Genomic DNA, 20,491 nt, shown 5'->3' on the forward strand with positions numbered 1-20,491 from the left:
GATCATGCTCTATCTGTCCGACGCCTGCCAGCGCGGATTGATCCATGGCTCCTGGTTGGACGGCGCCAGCGGCGTGCGGCCCAGAATGTGGTCGGCGGCCTTCTCGCCGGTCATGATCGACGGCGCGTTGAGGTTGCCATTGGTGACGCGCGGGAAGATCGAGGAGTCGGCGACCCGAAGCCCGTCGACGCCGATGACGCGGCATTCCGGATCGACGACGCTCATCATCTCGTCGGCACGGCCCATCTTGCAGGTGCCGCAAGGATGGTAGGCGCTTTCGGCGTGATCGCGGATGAAGACGTCGAGATCATCGTCCGACTGGACGTGCGAACCCGGCGAGATTTCCTTGCCGCGATAGGCATCGAATGCCTTCTGCCCGAAGATCTCGCGGGTCAGCCGAATGCAGTGGCGGAACTCGGTCCAGTCGTCTGGATGCGACATGTAGTTGAAGCGGATCACCGGCTTCGATTTCGGGTCGGGCGAGCGCAGTGTTACCGAGCCGCGCGACTTCGACCGCATCGGCCCGACATGTGCCTGGAAGCCATGCGACTTCGCCGCCGCCTTGCCGTCATAGCGAACCGCCGCCGGGATGAAGTGATACTGGATATCTGGATAGTCGACGCCGGCCTGCGAGCGCACGAAGGCGGCCGCCTCGAAATGGTTGGTGGCGCCGAGCCCGGTTTTGAAGAACAGCCACTGCGCGCCGATCAGTGCCTTGGAGAACGGGTTCAGCACCGAGTTCAGCGTGATAGGCTGTGTCGATTCCTGCTGGATGTAGAGTTCCATATGGTCCTGCAGATTGCGGCCGACGCCGGGCCGGTCGGCCACCACGGCAATGCCGTTCTCGCGCAAATGCTCGGCCGGACCGATACCGGACAGCATCAGGATTTTGGGCGAATTGATCGACGATGCAGCGACGATCACTTCGCGTCGCGCCTTAACAACCTGAATCTGTTTGTGAGCTTCGATCTCGACACCGATGGCGCGTTGATTCTCGATGATCACCCGCCGGGCGAAGCCCTTGACCACACTGACATTCTTGCGTTTCAAAGCCGGCTTCAGATAGGCGCTCGCCGCCGACCAGCGACGGCCGCCGCGAATGGTCTGCTCCATCGGCCCGAAGCCTTCCTGCTTGGAGCCATTGTAGTCGTCGGTCAGTTCGAAACCGGCCTGGCGGCCTGCCTCGACGAAGGCGTCGTAGAGCGGATTTCTTCTGGGGCCGCGCTGCACATGCAGCGGCCCGCTTTTGCCCCGCCAGCCATCCTCGCCGCCGTCCGAGTCTTCCATGCGCTTGAAGTAGGGAAGCACATCGGCAAAGCCCCAGCCGGTCGCACCCTCTTCGGCCCAGTGGTCGAAGTCGCGCGCATGGCCACGCACATAGACCATGCCATTGATCGACGACGAGCCGCCAATGACCTTGCCGCGCGGCGTCGCCAGGACGCGGCCGCCGAGATGCGGCTCCGGCTCGCTAGCAAAGCCCCAGTCGTAAAGGCTCATATTGAGCGGGATCGACAGCGCCGACGGCATCTGGATCAATGGGCCTATATCGGTGCCGCCGAACTCGATGACGATGACCGAATGCTTGCCGTCTTCCGACAGGCGGTAGGCCATGGCCGAGCCGGCCGAGCCGGAGCCAATGATGACGAAATCTGCTTCAAGCATGGTTCATATGCGCCATAAAATCGGCCAGCGAGACATTGCCGCCGGTAGCCACAACCAGGACGGTTTTACCCGCCACATCCACCTTGCCGCCGAGCAGTGCCGCGAGCGACGCGGCGCCCGACGGCTCCAGCACAAGCTTCATCCGCTCGAAGGCGATCTTCATTGCCCGCCGCACCGAGGCGTCGTCGACGGTGATGCCGCGAACGCCGGCGGCTTTCACCGCCGCGAACGGCGCATCGCCTGGCCGCCGCGACATCAACCCGTCGCAGATCGACTTCGGCGCGATCGGCATAGTTTCAATGGCGCCATGCGCCAGCGACGAACCCATGCCGTTAAAGCCTTCCGGCTCAACGCCGATGATTTGTGTCCTCGGCGACAGATAGTGGAAGGCAAGCGAAACGCCGCCGATCAGTCCGCCGCCGCCGACCGAGCAGAATAGCAGATCGGCGCTGGCGCCCTTGGCCCCGAGCTGCTCGAGCGCTTCCAGCCCGGCTCCGGCCTGGCCAGCGACGATCTCGGGATCGTCGAACGGATGCAGCAGCGCCAGGCCCTCGGTCTCGGCGATCTCGCGCGCCTTGGCCGCCGCGACCTCCTCACGCGCGCGCTCGCCATGATCGGTCAGCACAACACGGGCGCCATAGCCCGCCGTGGCATCGCGCTTGGCCGCCGGCGCATCGATCGGCATGACAATGGTGACAGGGATGCCGAGTGCCTGGCCGGCGGCGGCCAGCCCTTGCGCGAAATTGCCGGAGGAATAGGCGACGACACCCTTTTTGGCTTCGTCAGCCGACAGCTTCTTCAGCCGCCAATAGGCGCCGCGCACCTTGAACGATCCGGCCCATTGCAGCGATTCCGGCTTGATGAAGACGCGCGCCGCACCGGTCTCGCGGGCGAGTGCTGTCGATTCCAGCAGCGGCGTGATCTGCGTCGCCTTGGAGGTAACGGCATAGGCCTGCTTGAGGTGGTCGAGGGTGGGAACAAGATTTGTCATCATTCGCCTCGCGGATACCGTTTGCTCTCTTCGAGATTGTCGAGGTTCATGTGATTGCGCATGTAGCGCTCCGATGCCTTTTGCAGCGGCTGGAAATCCCAGGGGTAATAGGCGCCGTTGCGCAGCGCGGGATAGACGACCCAGCGGCGCGCCTGGCTCTCGCGCACGGCGGCGTCGAAGCCGGCCATGTCCCAGCGTGTCCGAACCTTGTCCATGAACGCGGCCACCAGAGATGCATGGGCTGGATCGGCTGCGAGGTTGTTGCGCTCGAGCGGATCGGCTTCGAGGTCGAACAGAAGCGGCGGGTCGAGCTCGCAATGGACGAATTTGTATTTGCCGTCGCGGATCGCCACCAGCGGCGCGGACGAGCCTTCCGCGGCATACTCGATCAACACCGGTGCCGTGCGCGGCCCGCCCGCGGTGAGCGGCAACAGCGACTGGCCGTCGGTCCACGCTGCGATCGCGCCGATGTCGATGCCGGCGAGGTCGCAAAGCGTCGGCGTCACGTCGAGATTGGAGACCGGCGCCTCGATCAGCCCGGCTGGAACACCCTTGCCGGCGATCATCAGCGGCACCCGCGCCGAGCCCTCGAAGAAGCTCATCTTGAACCACAGGCCGCGCTCGCCGAGCATGTCGCCGTGGTCCGAGCAGAACAGGATGATGGTGTCGTCGAGCATGCGCGTGCGCTTGAGAACGTCCACAAGCTCGCCGAGCTTGTCGTCGACATAGGAAATGTTGGCGAAATAGCCGCGCCGCGAGCGACGCACCCGCTCAGGGGTGATCTCGAAGGACGCATAGTCGCTGGCGCGGTACAGCCGCTGCGAATGCGTGTCCTGTTCGTCATAGGCGATGAACCCGGTTTCCGGGTCCAGCGCCTGGCAATGCTCGTAGAGATCCCAATACTGCTTGCGCGCCACATAGGGATCGTGCGGATGCGACAGCGAGACCGTGAGGCACCAGGGTCGATGGCTCGCATCGTCCTGTTCGCGCGAAAGCTGATAGAGTTTTTGCGTGGCCAGGAACACGACCTCGTCGTCATACTCCATCTGGTTGGTGGTCTCGGCGACGCCGGCGCCGGTCACCGAACCGAGATTGTGATACCACCAGTCGATCCGCTCGTCGGGCTTGCGATAGTCCGGCGTCCAGCCGAAATCGGCGGGATAAATATCGGTGGTCAGCCGTTCCTCGAAACCGTGCAACTGGTCCGGCCCGACGAAATGCATCTTGCCCGACAGGCAGGTGTAGTAGCCGGCGGCGCGCAAATGATGGGCGAAGGTGGGGATTGAGGAGACGAATTCGGCGGCGTTGTCATAGACCCCGGTGCGCGACGGCAACTGCCCGCTCATGAACGAGGCGCGGCCCGGCGCACAAAGCGGCGACGCCGTATAGTTGTTCTTGAAACGCGCCGACCGGGCGGCCAGCGCCTTCAGATGCGGCGCATGCAGGAACTCCGCCGGCCCGTCCGGGAACAGCGTGCCGTTGAGCTGATCGACCATGACGATCAGGAAGTTGGGTTGCTTGGCTGTCACTGCTGCTGCCGCCCGCTAAGTTTGGTTTCCAGATAGTCCTCGATCAAGGCGATCGCCGTCGCGGCATCGGGCACGCCGTCCTTCAGCGCGCGCCTGATGTAGAGTCCGTCGATCATTGCCGCTGTCGCTTCGGCAACGCGGTCGGCCTCGCTGCGCGGCAGGATGCCGGTCAGCCCGCTCAACAAATTGGAGTGCAGGCGCCGCGCATAGACCTTGAGCAGCCGGCGCAGCGCCGACGATTTTTGCGCCTCGACATAGAAGGCGAGCCAGGCGGCAATCGTTTGCGGATGGAACTGGACCTCGGAGAAATTGACCGCGACCACCGCCGAGACACGCTCACGCGGCGTAGTGGCCGAACCCAGGGCGCGCAACGTGTCGGCGGTCAGCTCGGCCAGGATGTAGCGCATTGTCGCCAGCAAGAGTTCGTCCTTGGCGCCGAAATAGTGATGGGCAAGCGCCGACGACACACCGGCGCGGCCGGCGATTTCCGACATGGTCACGTCAAGCGAGCCGCGCTCGCCGATCGCCGAGATCGTCGCGTCGATAAGCGCCCGGCGGCGCAATGGCTCCATTCCGACTTTCGGCATTCTTGTTCCCGGCTCTTGCCGCCATGATTATTTTTTATTGACGGATCAATCAACAAAAATCCAGCACGATTTCGATGCGCAGATCAGGTGACCCAACGACAGGCGTTTCTGGCTCTTCACGCGACCCGAAAATCGGTTCATGATTGAACAATATTCGAAGCGCGGGCGCCGCAGGACGTGCTAGGCTGGCGTCGAGGATGGAGGTTGAGATGACAGCATGCATCGTCGGTTGGGCGCATTCGCGCTTCGGCAAGCTCGAAGGCGAGACGCTGGAGAGCCTGATCGTCAAGGTCGCAACGGACGCGCTCGACCATGCCGGCATTGGCCCGGACGAGGTCGACGAGATCGTGCTCGGCCACTTCAATGCCGGCTTTTCGGCCCAGGATTTTACTGCCAGCCTGGTTCTTCAGGCCGACGACCGGCTGCGCTTCAAGCCGGCGACGCGGGTCGAGAATGCTTGCGCCACCGGTTCGGCCGCGGTCCGGCAAGGCATCCGCGCCATCGATGCCAATGCCGCCCGCATCGTGCTGGTGGTCGGCGCCGAGCAGATGACGACGACGCCTGGTCCCGAGATCGGCAAGAACCTGCTCAAGGCCTCGTACCTGCCCGAGGACGGAGACACGCCGGCGGGGTTTGCCGGCGTCTTCGGCAAGATCGCGCACGCCTATTTCCAGCGCTATGGCGACCAGTCGGATGCGCTCGCCATGATTGCCGCCAAGAACCACAAGAACGGCGTCGACAATCCCTATGCGCAGATGCGCAAGGATTTCGGCTACGAGTTCTGCCGCCAGGAGAGCGAGAAGAACCCCTTCGTTGCCGGTCCGCTGAAGCGCACCGACTGCTCGCTGGTCTCCGACGGCGCCGCCGCCCTTATCCTTGCCGACACCGCAACGGCGCTGAAGATGCGCCGCGCGGTTGCCTTCCGCGCCAACCAGCATGTGCAGGATTTCCTGCCGATGTCGAAGCGCGACATCCTGACCTTCGAAGGCTGCGAACAGGCCTGGAACCAGGCGCTGAAACAGGCCGGCGTCACGCTCGACGATCTGTCCTTCGTCGAGACGCATGATTGCTTCACCATCGCCGAGCTGATCGAGTATGAGGCGATGGGGCTGGCCAAACCGGGCGAGGGCGCGAAGCTGGCCATGAGTGGCGAGACTGCCAAGGACGGCCGGCTGCCGGTCAATCCCTCGGGCGGGCTGAAGGCCAAGGGCCACCCGATCGGCGCTACCGGCGTGTCGATGCATGTGCTGACCGCCATGCAGCTTGTCGGCGAGGCCGGCGGCATCCAGGTGCCGGGAGCAAAACTCGGCGGCATCTTCAACATGGGCGGTGCCGCAGTCGCCAACTACGTTTCCATTCTCGACCGGATCAGATAAACCGCCCGCATTACAGCGCCGCGCGCCTTTAGGGGCGCGCAAAGGACGCTGTAACACTTTGATTTGGCGCATGACCTCGCAAATCGGGTTCCGATTTTCGAGGTCATGCGCTTACGGGAGGTGACATGACAAATCCGGTTCTCGTCGAGGTTTTGCGCGGCGCGATCATCGAGAGCGCGCATCGCGGCGCTGTCGCGGTCTTCGATGCCGATGGCAAGCCGTTCCTGGAAATCGGCGATACCGCACGGCCGGTGTTCCCGCGCTCGGCGGTCAAGGCGATCCAGGCACTGCCACTGATCGAAAGTGGTGCGGCGGATGCCTACGGCTTCGGCAACCGCGAACTGGCGCTGGCTTGCGCCTCGCATTCCGGCGAGCCGGCGCATGTCGAACTGGCGCAGGCGATGCTGGCCAAGGCCGGCCTCGACAAGTCAGCACTCGAGTGCGGCGCGCATTGGCCGTCAAGTCACGACGCCGAGATTGCACTCGCCCGTGCCGGCGGCTCGCCCAACCCGCTGCACAACAATTGCTCCGGCAAGCATTCGGGTTTTCTCTGCACCTGCGTCCACACCGGCATCGAGCACCACGGCTACGTCAAGGCGGGCCATGCCTTCCAGGAGATGGTGCGCGACGCGATGCAAGCGGTGACCGGTGCCACCCACGGTGCCGACGATTGGGCCACCGACGGCTGCTCGATCCCGACCTACGCCGTGCCGCTGCGCAGTTTTGCCCTCGGCTTTGCCCGCATGGCGACCGGCAGGGGTTTTGGGCCGGCCCGCGCCAAGGCGGCAAAACGATTGCTGGCGGCCTGCATGGCGGAGCCTTTTCTGGTCGCCGGCGCCGGCAAGGCGGATGTCGCGCTGATGCAGGCCGCGCCCGGTCGGATTTTCGTCAAGACCGGCGCCGAAGGCGTCTATTGCGCAGCACTTCCCGAGCTTGGCCTCGGCATCGCGCTCAAATGCGATGACGGCGCCGGCCGCGCCGCCGAAGTCATGATCGCCGCCGTGCTGGCCAAGCTGCTACGGACCGACACAGTTCTCGCCGCGACACTGACCGAACAGGCAAATCCAGCCATCGCAAGCCGGATCGGCGCCAAGGTCGGTGCGCTCCGGCCGACGGCGGCGTTCGGCTAGACTAGGATGCGTGTGCAGGGTGCGTTGAGATTCGGGTCAGGCCGATCCGAAAATGGTGGATTCCGAGAACCGGAACGGAGCGTACTTTGGTACGTGAGTACCGGAAGCGGAGGGAGCCACCATTTGCAGGCCGGCCTCACCCGAATTCCTAGCTGACGTGGTTCCGCTCGACGGTCAAATGTGCATAGCCGGCATTGCCTAGCGAGGCGAGATCCCCAGTCACCGGTTCGGCCCAGCGCTGGCCGATGATGGCGCCGTTTTTCGCGCCATCGATGACGTTGTCGGAAATGACTGCCGACCCGGCGCCTTCGACCACGGTGACGGCGATACCGGTTCCGGCCTTGCGGATGATGTTTCCGGTCGCCACCACGTTGCGCATATAGGCGCCCCAGCCGATCTGCATGCCGTAGAGCGGCGCGTTCTCGATGACATTGCCGGAAACTGTGGTGTCGGCCTCGACGCTGATGCCGACGCCGAAGCCGGGCGCATCGGCGAGGTAGGGGCCTGTCGTCGAGAGGTTGCGCACGATGTTGCCCTGGCACACGCCCATGCGGCCGCCTTCGTTGAAATTGACGATCGAAATGCCGTTGGCGGCGCCGTCGACGATGTTGTTGCTGAGGATCGCCCCTTCGAAGGAAAGTTCGGAATAGAGCGCCGTTTCACCCGACCGCGAGCAGGTGTTGCCGGAGACCTGCAAATTGCTGGAACTGTTGGCGCGGATCGCCGAGAATGCGCAGTCGGCGACGATGTTGCCCGAGATCGAGACATTGCCGGCGCGGAAGGCGTTGATGCCGTTGCCGTTCTGGCCGGTTCCGCCGCTGCGTGCGGCAATGCGCTGCACGCGGTTGCCGCTGACGATGGTGCCGTCTTCGGCCACCTGCCAGCGATGCACGAGAATGCCACCATTGCCGCAGTCGGACACGGTGTTATCAGAAATCTCCAGGCCGGCGGCCTCGACGGAGTAGATGCCGGCGTCCGCCGCCCCGGATATTTCGGAGCGCTCGATGCGGCCCGACGCGTGCTCGAGCGCCAGCCCGTGCTTGCCGCTGCCGGAGATCTGGCAATTGTCGACGACGAGGTGGGCGATGCGGCGCAGGTCGAGCAGGCCTTGCGTATAGTCGGCCATCCAGCGGTTGGCGCCGTCGAACACCAGCCCGGTGAATTCGAGGTGTTCGGCCTGTTCGGTCATCAGCAAATGGCCGTCACCCCCATAGACGATGCGCGACGCGCCCGGCACGCCGGAAAGCCTGGCACGTGCGGGCAAGGTGAGGTTGGACACGACATAGGCGCCTGGCGGCAGGAATACCGGCATGTCGCGCTCGCTGGCGTCGCGAAGCAGCTTGGCGAAGGCCTTGCTCTGGTCGTCAAGCGCACCGGGCTGCAGGCCGAGATCTGTGGCGTTGATTGAACCGCGCATCGAGGCTCTCTCGATGCCGGGCAGGCTGGCAGCGGCTGCCTTGCCGAGCGAGAGGCCGATCACGGCAAAGCCGGCGGTCTGCGTCAGCAGCGTTCGTCTGTTCAACATCGGCACAGTATCCTGGCATCCGGTCGTGGAATCGCAGGATTTGTGCCAGGCGCCGCCAGCTTGCCGGCAATGGCTTGTGCAGTTGCACCGACGCGCCTAAATTCCATGGATGAGCAGAGCTTTCACCCGCGAGGAAGACAGCGAAAATGCCATCGCCGGCATCGGCGAGCGGCCGGTCAGTCAGCACCGCAATCTCGTGACGGAACACGGTCTGGCGATGATCGACGCAGAACTCGCCGGTTTGCGCGAAGATATCACCAAGGCTGAAACCGACGCCGATCGCGAGCGCATCGCGCTGGTGTCGCGCGACCTGCGCTACTGGACCGCGCGGCGTGAGAGCGCCGAGCTTTCCCTACCGGAGCCGGGCAGCGATCTGGTGCGCTTCGGCATGGGCGTCACGCTGCAAGGCGATGACGACAGGAAGGTGCACTGGAAGATTGTCGGCGAGGACGAAGCCGATCCTGCCAAGGGCAGCATTTCCCACGTCTCGCCGATGGCTTTGGCCTTATACGGCAAGAAGGTCGGCGACGTCGCCGTGGTCAACGGCAAGGAATGGGAAATCGTCAAGCTCTCGGACGGCTGACGCCTGCCGACTCTATCTGCTCAGCCAGCTTTCGCAACGCCGGCTCATACTCGTCCATGACATCGCGAGCAGTGCGCATCTGCCTTTCGAGGTCGTCACACGGCACCGGTCTTAGAATGATGCCGTCATCGGTTTCAATGATCTTGAGTTCATCGCCCACTTGCAGGCCCAAGCTATCGAGCATCTCCCGCGGCAAGATTACCACGCCCGATCCGTCGTCAAGTCCGTGAATGATGGTATTCATGCCTATACCGTAGGTTGCGTCGTGCAGTATGGCGCAACTCAGATAGGCATTGCAACTGTTCGCTCAGCTCGCCAGCAGCCGGTCCATCAGCCGGTCCGCCGCTTCCGGAATGACCGTGCCCGGCGGGAAGATTTCCGCCGCACCGGCCTGCAGCACCGCGTCGTAATCCTGCGGCGGGATGACGCCGCCGGCGACGATCAGCATGTCATCGCGGCCGAGCTTCTTCAGCGCGTCCTTCAACTGCGGAATGAGCGTCAGGTGACCCGCCGCCAACGACGACGCGCCGATGATGTGGACGTCATGTTGGACCGCGAGCTTTGCGATCTCTTCCGGTGTCTGGAACATCGCCCCGACGGTGACGTCGAAGCCGAGATCGGCAAAGGCGGTGGCGATCACCTTCTGGCCGCGATCGTGGCCGTCCTGTCCCATTTTGGCGACGAGGATGCGCGGCTTGCCGCCGGATGTCTTCTCGAAAGCCTCGATCTTTTCCTGCAGCCGGTCGACCACCGGGCTGTCGCCGAGCGCGTTGCGGTAGACGCCCGATATCGTCTGCACCGAGGCGACATGGCGACCAAAAACCTTCTCCAGCGCCAGCGAGATTTCACCGACGGTGGCGTTGGCGCGCGCGGCGCGGATGGCGAATTCCAGCAGATTTTCGCCGCTCTCCGCGGCGCGGGTCAGGGCATCGAGCGCGCTCTCGGCGGCAGCGACATCGCGTGTGCCTTTCAGCCGTTGCAGCTTCGACAATTGCCGCGCCCTGACTTCGGCATTGTCGATCTTCAGCACATCGACGTCGATGTCGTTCTCGGGGCGATGCGCGTTGACGCCGACCAGCATCTGCTCGCCGGAATCGATGCGTGCCTGCGTGCGCGCCGCCGCCTCTTCGATGCGCAGCTTGGGTATGCCCTTTTCGATCGCGGCGGCCATGCCGCCGAGGCTCTCGACCTCCTCGATATGGGCAAGCGCGCGCGCCGCCAGATCATGCGTCAGCCGTTCGAGATAGGCCGAGCCGCCCCACGGGTCGACAATGCGCGTGGTGCCGGATTCCTTCTGCAGGATGAGCTGCGTGTTGCGGGCGATGCGGGCCGAATGGTCGGTCGGCAGCGCCATCGCCTCGTCGAAGGAGTTGGTGTGCAGCGACTGCGTATGGCCTTGGGTCGCCGCCATCGCCTCGATCATGGTGCGGATGATGTTGTTGTAGGGATCCTGCGCCGTCAGCGACCAGCCCGACGTCTGGCAATGGGTGCGCAGCGACAGCGAGCGCTCGTCCTTCGGCGCGAAGTTCTTCTGCATCAGGCTCGACCACAAAAGCCGCGCCGCCCTGAGCTTGGCGACTTCCATGAAGAAGTTCATGCCGATCGCCCAGAAGAAGGACAGCCGCGGCGCGAAACGGTCGATGTCGAGGCCGGCGGCGACGCCGGCGCGGGCATATTCGATGCCGTCGGCGATCGTGTAGGCGAGCTCCAGGTCGGCCGTCGCGCCCGCTTCCTGCATGTGATAGCCGGAGATCGAAATCGAATTGAACTTCGGCATGTGCTTCGACGTGTAGGAAAAGATGTCCGACACGATTCGCATCGATGGCTTCGGCGGATAGATGTAGGTGTTGCGCACCATGAACTCTTTCAGAATGTCGTTCTGAATGGTCCCGGCGAGATCCTTCTGCGCAACGCCCTGTTCTTCGGCCGCCACGATGAAGAGCGCCATGATCGGCAGCACCGCACCGTTCATGGTCATCGACACCGTCATCTCGTCGAGCGGGATGCCGTCGAACAGCTGGCGCATGTCGAGGATGGAATCGATGGCGACACCTGCCATGCCGACATCGCCGGCAACGCGCGGATGGTCGCTGTCATAGCCACGATGCGTGGCAAGATCGAAGGCGACCGACAGTCCCTTCTGACCGGCGGCAAGATTGCGCCGGTAGAAGGCATTGGATTCCTCCGCGGTCGAGAAGCCGGCATATTGCCGGATCGTCCAGGGTTGCTGGACATACATGGTCGGATAGGGGCCGCGCACGAAGGGCGGTATGCCCGGATAGGTATCGAGGTTCGGCAACCCCTTGAGGTCGCTTTGATTGTACAGATGCTTGGCGATCAGGCCTTCCGGCGTCAGCCGCTGGCCCTTGATTTCGACCGGCGCGCGGCGTGGCGGCACCCAGCCGATCTCTGAGAAATCCGGGATCAAGATGCGGCTCCGATCGATTGGTCGATGCGGATGGGAAACAGCGGCTCGCACACCGCCACGCCTTCGGTGAAGGCGGGCCGCCGCTCCGCTGCCAGCGTCTCGACCGGACGTTCGCTTGTCGGGGGGTAGAGCGTTGTGCCGATGATCGCCCTTTCGCCGGCCAGATAGGCGGCGTTGCGGCGGGCGGCAGCCGCCTTGATCCGTTCCTGGATATGGCCTTGGCTCAGGCTGGACAGCACGCCGCCTTCCGCCTCGATCTTCTGAAATTCGTCCCAGGCGGCTTCGCAGAGGCCCAAAGTCAGCGCCTCGACGGCGCCGGAACCATAGGCGGGGTCGGCGACATGGTCGATATGGCTTTCATTGGCCATGATCAGTTGCGCGTTGCGGGCGACGCGGCGGGCGAAGCCGGAGGGCAAGCCATGCGCGATCGTGTGCGGCAGGATAGAGATCGAATCCGCCCCGCCGGCCGCAGCCGCAAAAGCGGCGATCGCGGTGCGCAGGATGTTCGTCTCCGGATCCGCCATTGTCATCATGCGGAACGACGTTTCGGCATGGATGTTGGCGGTCGAGGCCGGGATCGAGCAAGTCTCCTGGATCCGCGCCCACAACCGGCGCAGCGCCCGGACCTTGGCCATCGACAGCAACTGATCCTGGTCGACGCTCAGCGCAAAACCGATATGCGGGGCCGCATAGACCAGCGGCTGGCGCGCTTGCTCGAACATCCTGAGATAGGAGACCGCCGAAGCGAGCATGGTGCCGAGTTCCTGCGCCTCGGTGGCGCCGGCATTGTGGAACACCCGCCCGTCCGCCTCGAGCAGCACGCCGGGCACGCCCATCGAGAAGAAATGCGCCAGCGATTGCGGCATCGATGCCTGCAAGGCCTCGATCGACATGCGCAGCCGGCCGGTTCCGGCAAAGATCGCCGCCGGATCGATGCCGAAGGAGAGGTTGAGCTTGGCTGGGTCGGAGCGGCGCTTACCGAGGAACGCCACCAGCCAGTCGGCCACGGCGCGGCTCCACGGATGCGCGTCGATGCGCACCTGGACGCGGTTGAGCGGCACACCGTCCAGCACCGTTTCCAGCGCCTTCGCCGTCCGCGGCAGGCCGTAACCGAACGCGTTCGGCGCGCCCTCGAAGACCAGCGACAATCCCGTGGCGCCCTGTGCGACGTCGTCCATCGCCTGAGCTTTGGCACGGCCGACATCCGGATCGTCGATGCGCTGGCTGACGATCCACGGCGATCTTGGATTGGCCCGCACCAACGGCTCTGCCGTCAGCGAACGATCGTAGAGCGGCTCGATGCGGATGCCGTCGTCGGTATGGGAGACCAGCTTTTCCTCGAACGAGCCGCCGGCGAGCGCCTTCTCCGCCAGCGCCAGCCATCGCTGCCGGTCAGCGTTCGGAAGGTCGTCATCCCTGGTCAAGGCGCCGGCGCCCATCCGCATTCCTCATTTTGTCGGCCGCAACAGCCTGAAACGTCAGTCTACGGTCCCCGGTGCGATATCACAATGCAACATGCTTGCTGTGATGGCGAACCAGCAACCGATTGCCAAACATGCGCAAAATCCGCAAGCGGCAAAAGGCCATTTTCGATGATGGCCATTGTCGCTGCGCAATGGCCTCACTATAGCTGCGGCGAGCCCTATGCCCTCAAAAGATCGGGCCTTCAAAAGATCAGGGCATTCGATGCCATCAGCTTTGCGGAGACCGACATATGGCTGACGACACCAGCATTTTCCTCGGCGCCAGCCGCAAGCCCGATGACAGCTATCAGCGCGCCGAACAGCTGTTGCTGCAATATGGCAACCGCCATGGCCTGATCACCGGCGCCACCGGCACCGGCAAGACCGTGTCCCTGCAGATTCTGGCGGAGGGCTTCTCCAATGCCGGCGTGCCGGTGTTCTGCGCCGACATCAAGGGCGATCTGTCCGGTATCGCCATGATGGGCACGACCCAGGATTTCCTGGTCAAGCGCGCCGCGCAGGTCAAGCTCGAACCCTATGATTTCCAGGAATTCCCGGTCATCTTCTGGGACCTGTTCGGCGAGCAGGGTCATCCGATCCGCGCCACCGTCTCGGAAATGGGGCCGCTGCTTCTGTCGCGGCTGATGAACCTGTCCGAGGCGCAGGAAGGCATCATGAACATCGCCTTCCGCATCGCCGACGAGGACGGCCTGCTGCTGCTCGACATGAAGGATCTGCAGGCGCTGCTGGCCAACATCGCCGAGCGCGCCGACGAGATCAGCTCGCGTTACGGCAATGTCACCAAGCCCTCCGTCGGCGCCATCCAGCGCACCCTGCTGGTGCTGGAACAGCAGGGTGCTGCGCATTTCTTTGGCGAGCCGGCACTGCGCATCGCCGACATCATGCGCACCACCCGCGACGGCCGCGGCGCCATCAGCGTGCTGGCTGCCGACAAACTGATGATGAACCCCAGGCTCTACGCCACCTTCCTGCTCTGGCTGATGTCGGAACTGTTCGAGGAATTGCCCGAGGTCGGCGACCCCGACAGGCCGAAGCTGGTCTTCTTTTTCGACGAGGCGCACCTCCTGTTCGACGAGGCGCCGAAGGTGCTGATCGACCGCGTCGAGCAGGTCGTCCGCCTGATCCGCTCGAAAGGCGTCGGCGTCTATTTTGTCACGCAGAACCCCTTGGATATCCCTGAGAAGGTTCTGGCTCAGCTCGGTAATCGCGTCCAGCACGCGCTGCGCGCCTATACCCCGCGTGAGCAGCAGGCGGTGAAGACGGCCGCCGAAACGTTCAGGCCGAATCCCGACTTCGACTGCGCCACGGCCATCACGCAGCTCGGCACCGGCGAGGCGCTGGTCTCGACGCTGGAAGCCAAGGGCGTGCCGTCCATGGTGCAGCGGACGCTGATCCGGCCGCCGTCGTCCAGGCTTGGCCCGATTACGGCGGACGAGCGCCGCAAGCTGATCGACCAGAGCCCGGTCGCCGGCCAGTACGACCAGACCATCGATCGTGAATCGGCCTTTGAGATGCTGCAGAAGAAGGCCAAGGGAGCGCAGGAGGCTGAAGAGCAGGCACAGCAGGCCGACAGCGGCCGCTCGCGCTGGACCATCCCCGGCTTCGGCAATGACGATTCGCCGCCGCAATCCGGTGGCCGCCGCGCGCCGGCGCCAAGGCCTTCCAACCGCCAGACCGTCGCTGAAGCCGCGATCAAAGCGGTGGTGCGTTCAGTCGGCTCGTCCGTCGGCCGCGCCATCGTTCGCGGTATATTGGGGAGCCTCTCACGAGGACGCTGAGAAAGCCGGAGCGGCGAAGGCCCGCCGCTCGCTACTTTCGCCCCATCAGAAAATCGAGTTCGCCGATCAGTTTGCCGGGCCAAGCAGGGTCGATCCTTCCGGCACGCCGGCATCGATCGGAATGGCTCTGCGGTTTGCCGTCGCCACCATGTCCTGACCGACATTGGCGGTGACGATCACCGGCGTCTTCGAGGGCACGCGATCGAACAGATCGATAATGTCCTGGTTCATCAGGCGAACACAGCCGGAAGACACCGACTTGCCGATCGAATTCCATTCCGGCGAGCCGTGCAGGCGGTAAAGTGTGTCGACATCGCCCTGGAACAGATAGAGCGCGCGCGCGCCGAGCGGGTTCTTCAGCCCGCCGGGCATGCCGCCATTCTTGGCGCTGTACTGCTCCAGTTCTGGCTGCCGGGCAACCATCTCGTCCGGCGGCGTCCATTTCGGCCATTTCTGCTTCCACTGGACAACGGCGTCTCCTGACCATTCGAAGCCGGCGCGACCGAGGCCGACGCCGTAACGGATGGCCTGGCCACCCTCACGCACCAGATAGAGGAAATGGTTGGTCGTATCGACGACGATAGTGCCGGGCCGCTGGCCGGTCGGGTCAGGAACGATCTGGCGCAGGAACTGCGGGTCCATCTTCTTGATCGGGATGGGCGGCAGGTCGAAGCCGCTGTCCGACATCGGGCCGTACATTGTCGCATAGTCGCCGAGGGGCGGTTCTTCATAAACCGGCGGCGGCGGCGCGACCGGCGGCGCCACCGTGGCGCAGGCGGAAACCGCAACCGAGGCGGCGCCGAGCGCTGCGGCATTGAGAAAGCCGCGACGGCTCAGGCGATACGAATCGATTTTGGTTGTGAACATGGTTGCCTTATGAAGTCTCAAGTCGAAACAAAGCGTGAATACGCTGACCGGTATGGCGCTAGCCCTACCAATGCCTGGCGCGATAGGCGGTTCCGATTCTGGCCTGAGGGTGGGCAAACAAAGGCAAAGCTGTGGCGGCTCCGCCACTGTTGCCTAGGGGCAACACGTGTTCAGCCGCCGGTCAAGAGCCCTTCCAGCGACGGCAGGATCAGGGCCGGCGGGAAATCTCGGTATTCCTCAGGCTGGTTTGAGCGGTTGATCCAGACTGTCCGGAAACCGAATTTGGTGGCGCCGGCAATATCCCAGCGATTGGATGACTGGAACGACACCGCGCTCGGATAGAGGCGCCAGCCCGTGGTCACCATCTCGTAGACCGACGGGTCGGTCTTGAAGCGCCTGACCGCGTCGACCGAGTAGATGTCATCCAGAACCTGGTCGAGCGCTGCGGATTTGACTGCCGCTTCCAGCATCTCCGGCGAGCCGTTGGACAGGATCGCCAGCCTAGAGCCCGAGGCCTTGAGTGCCTTGAGCACGGCCGGTATCTCTGGATAGCAGTCCAGCCGCCAATAGGCCTCGAGCAGCTTGGCCCTCAGCCCCTTGTCCGCCGAGGGAACCTTGAGCAAGGCGAAGTCGAGCGCCTGCTCGGTGAGCTGCCAGAAATCGGAGTACGCTCCCATCAGCGTCCGCACCCAGGAATACTCCAGCTGCTTGGCGCGCCAGATCTCCGACAGCAGCTGGCCGTCCGGCCCGATCTGGTCGGCGTGACGGCGCACGGCGGCGTGCACGTCGAACAGAGTGCCGTAGGCGTCGAAAACATAGGCTGCATGGTGCATGGCAACAGTCTTGAGGCGAGGCAAGGCAAGGTGCAAGCGCTGATTGTAGCTAAGCTCCGCTGGCCTCAACAAAATCTGGCTCAAGCCGGTTGACGGCGCCCGCCAAAGCATCTTCCAATGACCTGATGAGACAGGACCGGAACGGAACCAAGCAATGACACTGGCGGCAGCGGCGCTCTCAGCGACATGGACCTTCGTCGACGGCGACTGGTATGAAGGCAACGTCGCCATTCTCGGGCCGCGTAGCCATGCCATGTGGCTCGGCACCAGCGTCTTCGATGGCGCCCGCTGGTTCGAAGGTGTGGCGCCCGACCTCGATCTCCACGCCGCGCGGGTGAATTCCTCGGCCATCGCGCTTGGCCTCAAGCCAACCATGAGCCCTGACAAGGTCGTCGGGCTGACCTGGGACGGGCTGAAGAAGTTCGACGGCAAGACGGCGGTCTACATCAGGCCGATGTATTGGGCCGAGCATGGCGGCTATATGGGCGTGGCGGCCGACCCGGCCTCGACCCGTTTCTGCCTCTGCCTCTACGAATCGCCGATGATCTCGCCGACCGGTTTTTCCGTCACGGTGTCGCCGTTCCGGCGGCCGACCATCGAAACCATGCCGACCAATGCCAAGGCCGGTTGCCTCTACCCCAACAATGGGCGGGCCATCCTCGAAGCCAAGATGCGCGGCTTCGACAATGCGCTGGTGCTCGACATGCTGGGCAATGTAGCCGAGACCGGAAGCTCCAACATTTTCCTGGTCAAGGACAGTCATGTGCTGACGCCGGCGCCGAACGGCACCTTCCTGTCCGGCATCACCCGCTCCAGGACGATGACGCTGCTTGGCGAATACGGCTTCAAGACCACCGAAAAGACGCTGTCGGTGCGCGATTTCCTCGAAGCGGACGAAATCTTCTCGACCGGAAACCATTCGAAAGTCGTGCCGATCACCCGCATCGAGGATCGCAACCTGCAGCCTGGGCCGGTGGCCAAGAAGGCGCGTGAACTTTATTGGGATTGGGCGCATTCGACTTCCGCTGGCTGACCCGCTAAAAAGGGAACCGGCGCTTCATCCCGGAGTTGTTCCAGATCAATCCAGACCTATGTTAATCCGGTATCGACACCGGATTTTTCCACGAGGAGTATGACCGATGGCTTTTGAATTGCCCGCCTTGCCTTACGACTACGAGGCCCTGCAGCCTTACATGTCGAAGGAGACGCTGGAGTATCATCACGACAAGCACCACAAGGCCTATGTCGACAACGGCAACAAGCTGGCCGCGGAAGCGGGCCTCGGCGATCTCTCGGTCGAAGATGTGGTGAAGCAGTCATTCGGCAAGAATGCCGGCCTCTTCAACAATGCCGCCCAGCACTACAACCACATCCATTTCTGGAAGTGGATGAAAAAGGGCGGCGGTGGCACCAAGCTTCCGGGCGCACTGCAGAAGGCTTTCGACAGCGACCTCGGTGGCTACGACAAGTTCAAGGCGGACTTCATTGCCGCCGGCACCACCCAGTTCGGCTCGGGCTGGGCCTGGGTTTCGGTCAAGGACGGCAAGCTGGCGATCTCGAAGACGCCGAACGGTGAGAACCCGCTCGTCCACGGCGCGTCGCCGATCCTGGGCGTCGATGTCTGGGAGCACTCCTATTACATCGACTATCGCAACGCCCGGCCGAAATATCTCGAAGCTTTCGTCGACAGTCTCATCAACTGGGACCATGTCCTCGAACTCTACGAAAAGGCCTGATCGCTCTTCTGAAAAGCCCCGGCACGACCGGGGCTTTTCTTTTGCGTGCCAAAGCGTCTGGCACTGAACAATCGCCGACCGGAATTACCCACGCATAAGGGGAATATTCGCACCATCCGCACCGTTATCGTTCTGTCTCGAAATATCTTCACCATGGAGCCAATTGAATGAGAAAGCTTGTCCTCGCCATCTCTATGCTCGCCCTCGTCGGCTCGGCGGCCTTTGCCGACCCCATCCTGGATCGGCAGCTTCTGATGAAGGAACGTGGCAAGATTGCCGGCGGCTTGTCGAAAGTGGTCAACGGCCAGGAACCCTTTGAGGCAGCGGCGGTGCTGACCGCGTTGCAGGCGCTGCAGGCCAATGCCGAGAAATTGGATATTGACGCTCTTTTTCCGGCTGGCAGCGACGCTGGCGACACCACGGCTGCTCCCAAGATCTGGGAAGATATGGCCGGTTTCAAGACGGTTCATGCCAAGTATCTCGCTGACGTCAAGGCTGCAGTCGCAGCCGCACCTGCGGATGTCGACGCCTTGAAGGCGCAGTTCAACACCATCGGCTCGGATTGCGGCACTTGCCATCAGACTTACAGGATCAAAAAGGGCTGATCGCGGGCAATGCCCTTGCTGAAAAAACTCGTCGGCGCCGCCCTTGTTCTGGGTAGCGTCGGCGCGATTGCCGGTTGGCTCCTGTCGGCGCCGGTCAGGCTGGACGCCGAGACCGTAGCAAAACTCGGCCCCGGCGATGCCGCCAGGGGCAAGCGCATTTTCAACGCCGGCGGCTGCACATCCTGTCATTCGAAGCCGGGCTCGAAAGGCGATGCCCGTCTTCAACTGGTCGGCGGACTCGAACTGAAGACGCCGTTCGGCACCTTCGTGCCACCCAACATCTCGCAGGATGCCAAGGACGGTATCGGTGCTTGGTCGGTCGAAGACCTGGCCAACGCCATGTTGAAGGGCGTGTCACCGACCGGCGAGCATTTTTACCCGGCTTTTCCCTATGCCTCCTATGCGCGCATGAAACCATCGGACATTGCCGATCTCTACGCCTTCCTGAAGACGCTTCCGGCGGTCGCCGGCAAGGCGCCGGACCATTCCTTGAGTTCTCCCTTCAACATCCGACGCGGTCTTGGGCTTTGGAAACGCCTCTATCTGAGTGACCAGCCGGTCGTTCCCTTTCCCTATGGCACGCCGGATCCGGTGATGGCCGGCCGCTATTTGGTCGAAGGGCCGGGCCACTGCGGCGAATGCCATACGCCGCGCGCCTTCACCGGCGGCAGCAAGAAAAACCAGTGGCTGGCGGGCGCCGCGGCCGCCGAAGGCAGTGGCATCGTGTCGAACATCACATCGGGCGAGGGCGGCATCGGCAACTGGTCTGAGGCCGACATTGCCAACTATCTCGAAACCGGCTTTACGCCTGAGTTCGATTCCGCGAGCGGTGCCATGGTCGATGTGCAGAAAAACATGGCCGAGCTGACGCCCGACGACCGTGCGGCGATCGCAGCCTATCTGAAGGCAATACCGCCGCATCCCAACGGCTATCCGCCGCGTAAGAAGCCGGCGAGCTAGTTTTCTGGCGACAAATGGCGGTCGCCGAGAAAGTCGAAGCCGGTCTCGAAGAAATGATTGTAGTCGCAGGTCAGTTCCTCGCCGGGCGCGATGTCTCGCAAGGCGAATGTTTCCTCAGGTGAGGAGACGTCGCAATTCGGCTCATCGGCATGGTTCATGAAGCGCGCATCGTCGGCTTCGAAGACGATGTAGTTCGGGTCGCGCCGGTCGGGATAGGAATAGCGGTCGAGATAGCTCTTCACCGATCCGCTTTCACTCTCATAGGTCTCCACGTCGATGATCCGATCGAATCTCGGGTCGAGTTTCCAGATCAGCGCGCCGCGCGGAATGTGACCCCTCGCAAACACACCGATGCCCTGGATGGACGATTTGTCGAGATAGACGTCAACGAGCAGCATGGCGGACCCTTGCGAGATG

Annotated in this window: 19 protein-coding genes; 8 read left to right on the forward strand and 11 right to left on the reverse strand. The window is 63.3% G+C overall.

Features of this window, described 5'->3' with window-relative positions; all coding sequences use genetic code 11:
- Positions 1 to 9 precede the first annotated feature (9 nt).
- From betA to betI, 4 genes are read right to left on the reverse strand one after another with little or no spacing between them, the layout of a single operon-like run.
- A complete protein-coding gene (betA, locus tag AC1DX6_RS19350) occupies positions 10 to 1,662 on the reverse strand; it encodes a choline dehydrogenase (protein ID WP_477316166.1) in 1,653 nt (550 codons plus the stop codon).
- On the reverse strand, positions 1,655 to 2,656 hold the full coding sequence (locus tag AC1DX6_RS19355; protein ID WP_477316168.1) for a threonine/serine dehydratase: 1,002 nt from the start codon (positions 2,654 to 2,656) through the stop codon (positions 1,655 to 1,657). The genes betA and AC1DX6_RS19355 overlap by 8 nt, the downstream gene beginning before the upstream one ends.
- A complete protein-coding gene (gene betC / locus AC1DX6_RS19360) occupies positions 2,653 to 4,182 on the reverse strand; it encodes a choline-sulfatase (protein WP_477316170.1) in 1,530 nt (509 codons plus the stop codon). Before betC ends, AC1DX6_RS19355 begins: the two co-directional genes overlap by 4 nt.
- Entirely contained in the window at positions 4,179 to 4,769 is a 591-nt protein-coding gene (gene betI, locus AC1DX6_RS19365) for a choline-binding transcriptional repressor BetI (protein WP_477316172.1), read from the reverse strand. Before betI ends, betC begins: the two co-directional genes overlap by 4 nt.
- Positions 4,770 to 4,978: 209 nt before the next feature.
- Between betI and AC1DX6_RS19370 the strand changes: the two genes are divergently transcribed.
- A complete protein-coding gene (locus AC1DX6_RS19370; protein ID WP_477316174.1) occupies positions 4,979 to 6,145 on the forward strand; it encodes an acetyl-CoA acetyltransferase in 1,167 nt (388 codons plus the stop codon).
- Between the two features lie 125 nt (positions 6,146 to 6,270).
- Complete coding sequence (locus AC1DX6_RS19375; RefSeq protein WP_477316176.1) at positions 6,271 to 7,275, forward strand: asparaginase; 1,005 nt, start codon at positions 6,271 to 6,273, stop codon at positions 7,273 to 7,275.
- Positions 7,276 to 7,423: 148 nt separating this feature from the next.
- On the opposite strand, the gene AC1DX6_RS19380 is transcribed toward AC1DX6_RS19375, so the two are convergent.
- Positions 7,424 to 8,800 carry a TIGR03808 family TAT-translocated repetitive protein gene (locus AC1DX6_RS19380; protein ID WP_477316178.1) on the reverse strand — a complete coding sequence of 459 codons (1,377 nt, stop codon included), beginning with the start codon at positions 8,798 to 8,800 and terminating at the stop codon, positions 7,424 to 7,426.
- A gap of 109 nt (positions 8,801 to 8,909) precedes the next feature.
- On the opposite strand from AC1DX6_RS19380, the gene greA reads away from it, so the two are divergent.
- Complete coding sequence (greA, locus tag AC1DX6_RS19385) at positions 8,910 to 9,383, forward strand: transcription elongation factor GreA (RefSeq protein ID WP_477316180.1); 474 nt, start codon at positions 8,910 to 8,912, stop codon at positions 9,381 to 9,383.
- On the opposite strand, the gene AC1DX6_RS19390 is transcribed toward greA, so the two are convergent.
- The 3 genes from AC1DX6_RS19390 to AC1DX6_RS19400 form a co-directional block, all read right to left on the reverse strand.
- The gene (locus AC1DX6_RS19390; RefSeq protein WP_477316182.1) at positions 9,364 to 9,627 is read right to left on the reverse strand and encodes an AbrB/MazE/SpoVT family DNA-binding domain-containing protein; all 264 of its coding nucleotides are present in this window, start codon (positions 9,625 to 9,627) and stop codon (positions 9,364 to 9,366) included. The two genes, greA and AC1DX6_RS19390, sit on opposite strands and share 20 nt — an antisense overlap.
- A 63-nt stretch (positions 9,628 to 9,690) precedes the next feature.
- Positions 9,691 to 11,811: a methylmalonyl-CoA mutase gene (scpA, locus tag AC1DX6_RS19395; RefSeq protein WP_477316184.1), complete on the reverse strand. Its 2,121-nt coding sequence runs from the start codon at positions 11,809 to 11,811 to the stop codon at positions 9,691 to 9,693.
- On the reverse strand, positions 11,808 to 13,250 hold the full coding sequence (locus AC1DX6_RS19400; RefSeq protein ID WP_477316186.1) for a methylmalonyl-CoA mutase subunit beta: 1,443 nt from the start codon (positions 13,248 to 13,250) through the stop codon (positions 11,808 to 11,810). Before AC1DX6_RS19400 ends, scpA begins: the two co-directional genes overlap by 4 nt.
- Before the next feature lie 275 nt (positions 13,251 to 13,525).
- Here AC1DX6_RS19400 and AC1DX6_RS19405 point away from each other — a divergent pair, with 275 nt between their 5' ends.
- A complete protein-coding gene (locus AC1DX6_RS19405; protein ID WP_477316188.1) occupies positions 13,526 to 15,073 on the forward strand; it encodes a helicase HerA-like C-terminal domain-containing protein in 1,548 nt (515 codons plus the stop codon).
- Positions 15,074 to 15,139: 66 nt separating this feature from the next.
- On the opposite strand, the gene AC1DX6_RS19410 is transcribed toward AC1DX6_RS19405, so the two are convergent.
- Both AC1DX6_RS19410 and AC1DX6_RS19415 read right to left on the reverse strand, forming a co-directional pair.
- Positions 15,140 to 15,940: a L,D-transpeptidase gene (locus AC1DX6_RS19410; RefSeq protein ID WP_477316190.1), complete on the reverse strand. Its 801-nt coding sequence runs from the start codon at positions 15,938 to 15,940 to the stop codon at positions 15,140 to 15,142.
- A 170-nt stretch (positions 15,941 to 16,110) separates the two neighbouring features.
- Positions 16,111 to 16,773 carry a haloacid dehalogenase type II gene (locus AC1DX6_RS19415; RefSeq protein ID WP_477316192.1) on the reverse strand — a complete coding sequence of 221 codons (663 nt, stop codon included), beginning with the start codon at positions 16,771 to 16,773 and terminating at the stop codon, positions 16,111 to 16,113.
- A 154-nt stretch (positions 16,774 to 16,927) separates the two neighbouring features.
- Between AC1DX6_RS19415 and AC1DX6_RS19420 the strand changes: the two genes are divergently transcribed.
- From AC1DX6_RS19420 to AC1DX6_RS19435, 4 genes are all read left to right on the forward strand, one after another.
- The gene (locus AC1DX6_RS19420) at positions 16,928 to 17,806 is read left to right on the forward strand and encodes a branched-chain amino acid aminotransferase (RefSeq protein ID WP_477316194.1); all 879 of its coding nucleotides are present in this window, start codon (positions 16,928 to 16,930) and stop codon (positions 17,804 to 17,806) included.
- Between the two features lie 106 nt (positions 17,807 to 17,912).
- Complete coding sequence (locus AC1DX6_RS19425) at positions 17,913 to 18,509, forward strand: superoxide dismutase (RefSeq protein WP_477316196.1); 597 nt, start codon at positions 17,913 to 17,915, stop codon at positions 18,507 to 18,509.
- A 167-nt stretch (positions 18,510 to 18,676) separates the two neighbouring features.
- Positions 18,677 to 19,114, forward strand: a complete 438-nt coding sequence (locus AC1DX6_RS19430) for a c-type cytochrome (protein ID WP_477316198.1) — start codon at positions 18,677 to 18,679, stop codon at positions 19,112 to 19,114.
- A gap of 9 nt (positions 19,115 to 19,123) precedes the next feature.
- Positions 19,124 to 20,074 (forward strand): cytochrome c, encoded by a 951-nt coding sequence (locus AC1DX6_RS19435; protein WP_477316200.1) that lies wholly within the window; start codon positions 19,124 to 19,126, stop codon positions 20,072 to 20,074.
- On the opposite strand, the gene AC1DX6_RS19440 is transcribed toward AC1DX6_RS19435, so the two are convergent.
- Positions 20,071 to 20,472: an SET domain-containing protein gene (locus AC1DX6_RS19440; protein ID WP_477316202.1), complete on the reverse strand. Its 402-nt coding sequence runs from the start codon at positions 20,470 to 20,472 to the stop codon at positions 20,071 to 20,073. The genes AC1DX6_RS19435 and AC1DX6_RS19440 overlap by 4 nt on opposite strands.
- Positions 20,473 to 20,491: the final 19 nt, after the last annotated feature.

This window comes from Mesorhizobium sp. P2_C4 (assembly GCF_056404575.1).

Bases quoted from the DNA above. Each gene is read 5' to 3' on its own strand.
- AC1DX6_RS19400 (WP_477316186.1), bottom strand. From the start codon at position 13,250: ATGGGCGCCGGCGCCTTGACCAGGGATGACGACCTTCCGAACGCTGAC.
- AC1DX6_RS19440 (WP_477316202.1), bottom strand. From the start codon at position 20,472: ATGCTGCTCGTTGACGTCTATCTCGACAAATCGTCCATCCAGGGCATC.
- AC1DX6_RS19435 (WP_477316200.1), top strand. From the start codon at position 19,124: ATGCCCTTGCTGAAAAAACTCGTCGGCGCCGCCCTTGTTCTGGGTAGC.
- AC1DX6_RS19420 (WP_477316194.1), top strand. From the start codon at position 16,928: ATGACACTGGCGGCAGCGGCGCTCTCAGCGACATGGACCTTCGTCGAC.
- AC1DX6_RS19390 (WP_477316182.1), bottom strand. From the start codon at position 9,627: ATGAATACCATCATTCACGGACTTGACGACGGATCGGGCGTGGTAATC.
- betI (WP_477316172.1), bottom strand. From the start codon at position 4,769: ATGCCGAAAGTCGGAATGGAGCCATTGCGCCGCCGGGCGCTTATCGAC.
- AC1DX6_RS19380 (WP_477316178.1), bottom strand. From the start codon at position 8,800: ATGTTGAACAGACGAACGCTGCTGACGCAGACCGCCGGCTTTGCCGTG.
- AC1DX6_RS19370 (WP_477316174.1), top strand. From the start codon at position 4,979: ATGACAGCATGCATCGTCGGTTGGGCGCATTCGCGCTTCGGCAAGCTC.
- AC1DX6_RS19410 (WP_477316190.1), bottom strand. From the start codon at position 15,940: ATGTTCACAACCAAAATCGATTCGTATCGCCTGAGCCGTCGCGGCTTT.
- AC1DX6_RS19415 (WP_477316192.1), bottom strand. From the start codon at position 16,773: ATGCACCATGCAGCCTATGTTTTCGACGCCTACGGCACTCTGTTCGAC.
- AC1DX6_RS19425 (WP_477316196.1), top strand. From the start codon at position 17,913: ATGGCTTTTGAATTGCCCGCCTTGCCTTACGACTACGAGGCCCTGCAG.
- AC1DX6_RS19405 (WP_477316188.1), top strand. From the start codon at position 13,526: ATGGCTGACGACACCAGCATTTTCCTCGGCGCCAGCCGCAAGCCCGAT.
- AC1DX6_RS19355 (WP_477316168.1), bottom strand. From the start codon at position 2,656: ATGATGACAAATCTTGTTCCCACCCTCGACCACCTCAAGCAGGCCTAT.
- greA (WP_477316180.1), top strand. From the start codon at position 8,910: ATGAGCAGAGCTTTCACCCGCGAGGAAGACAGCGAAAATGCCATCGCC.
- betA (WP_477316166.1), bottom strand. From the start codon at position 1,662: ATGCTTGAAGCAGATTTCGTCATCATTGGCTCCGGCTCGGCCGGCTCG.
- AC1DX6_RS19430 (WP_477316198.1), top strand. From the start codon at position 18,677: ATGAGAAAGCTTGTCCTCGCCATCTCTATGCTCGCCCTCGTCGGCTCG.
- AC1DX6_RS19375 (WP_477316176.1), top strand. From the start codon at position 6,271: ATGACAAATCCGGTTCTCGTCGAGGTTTTGCGCGGCGCGATCATCGAG.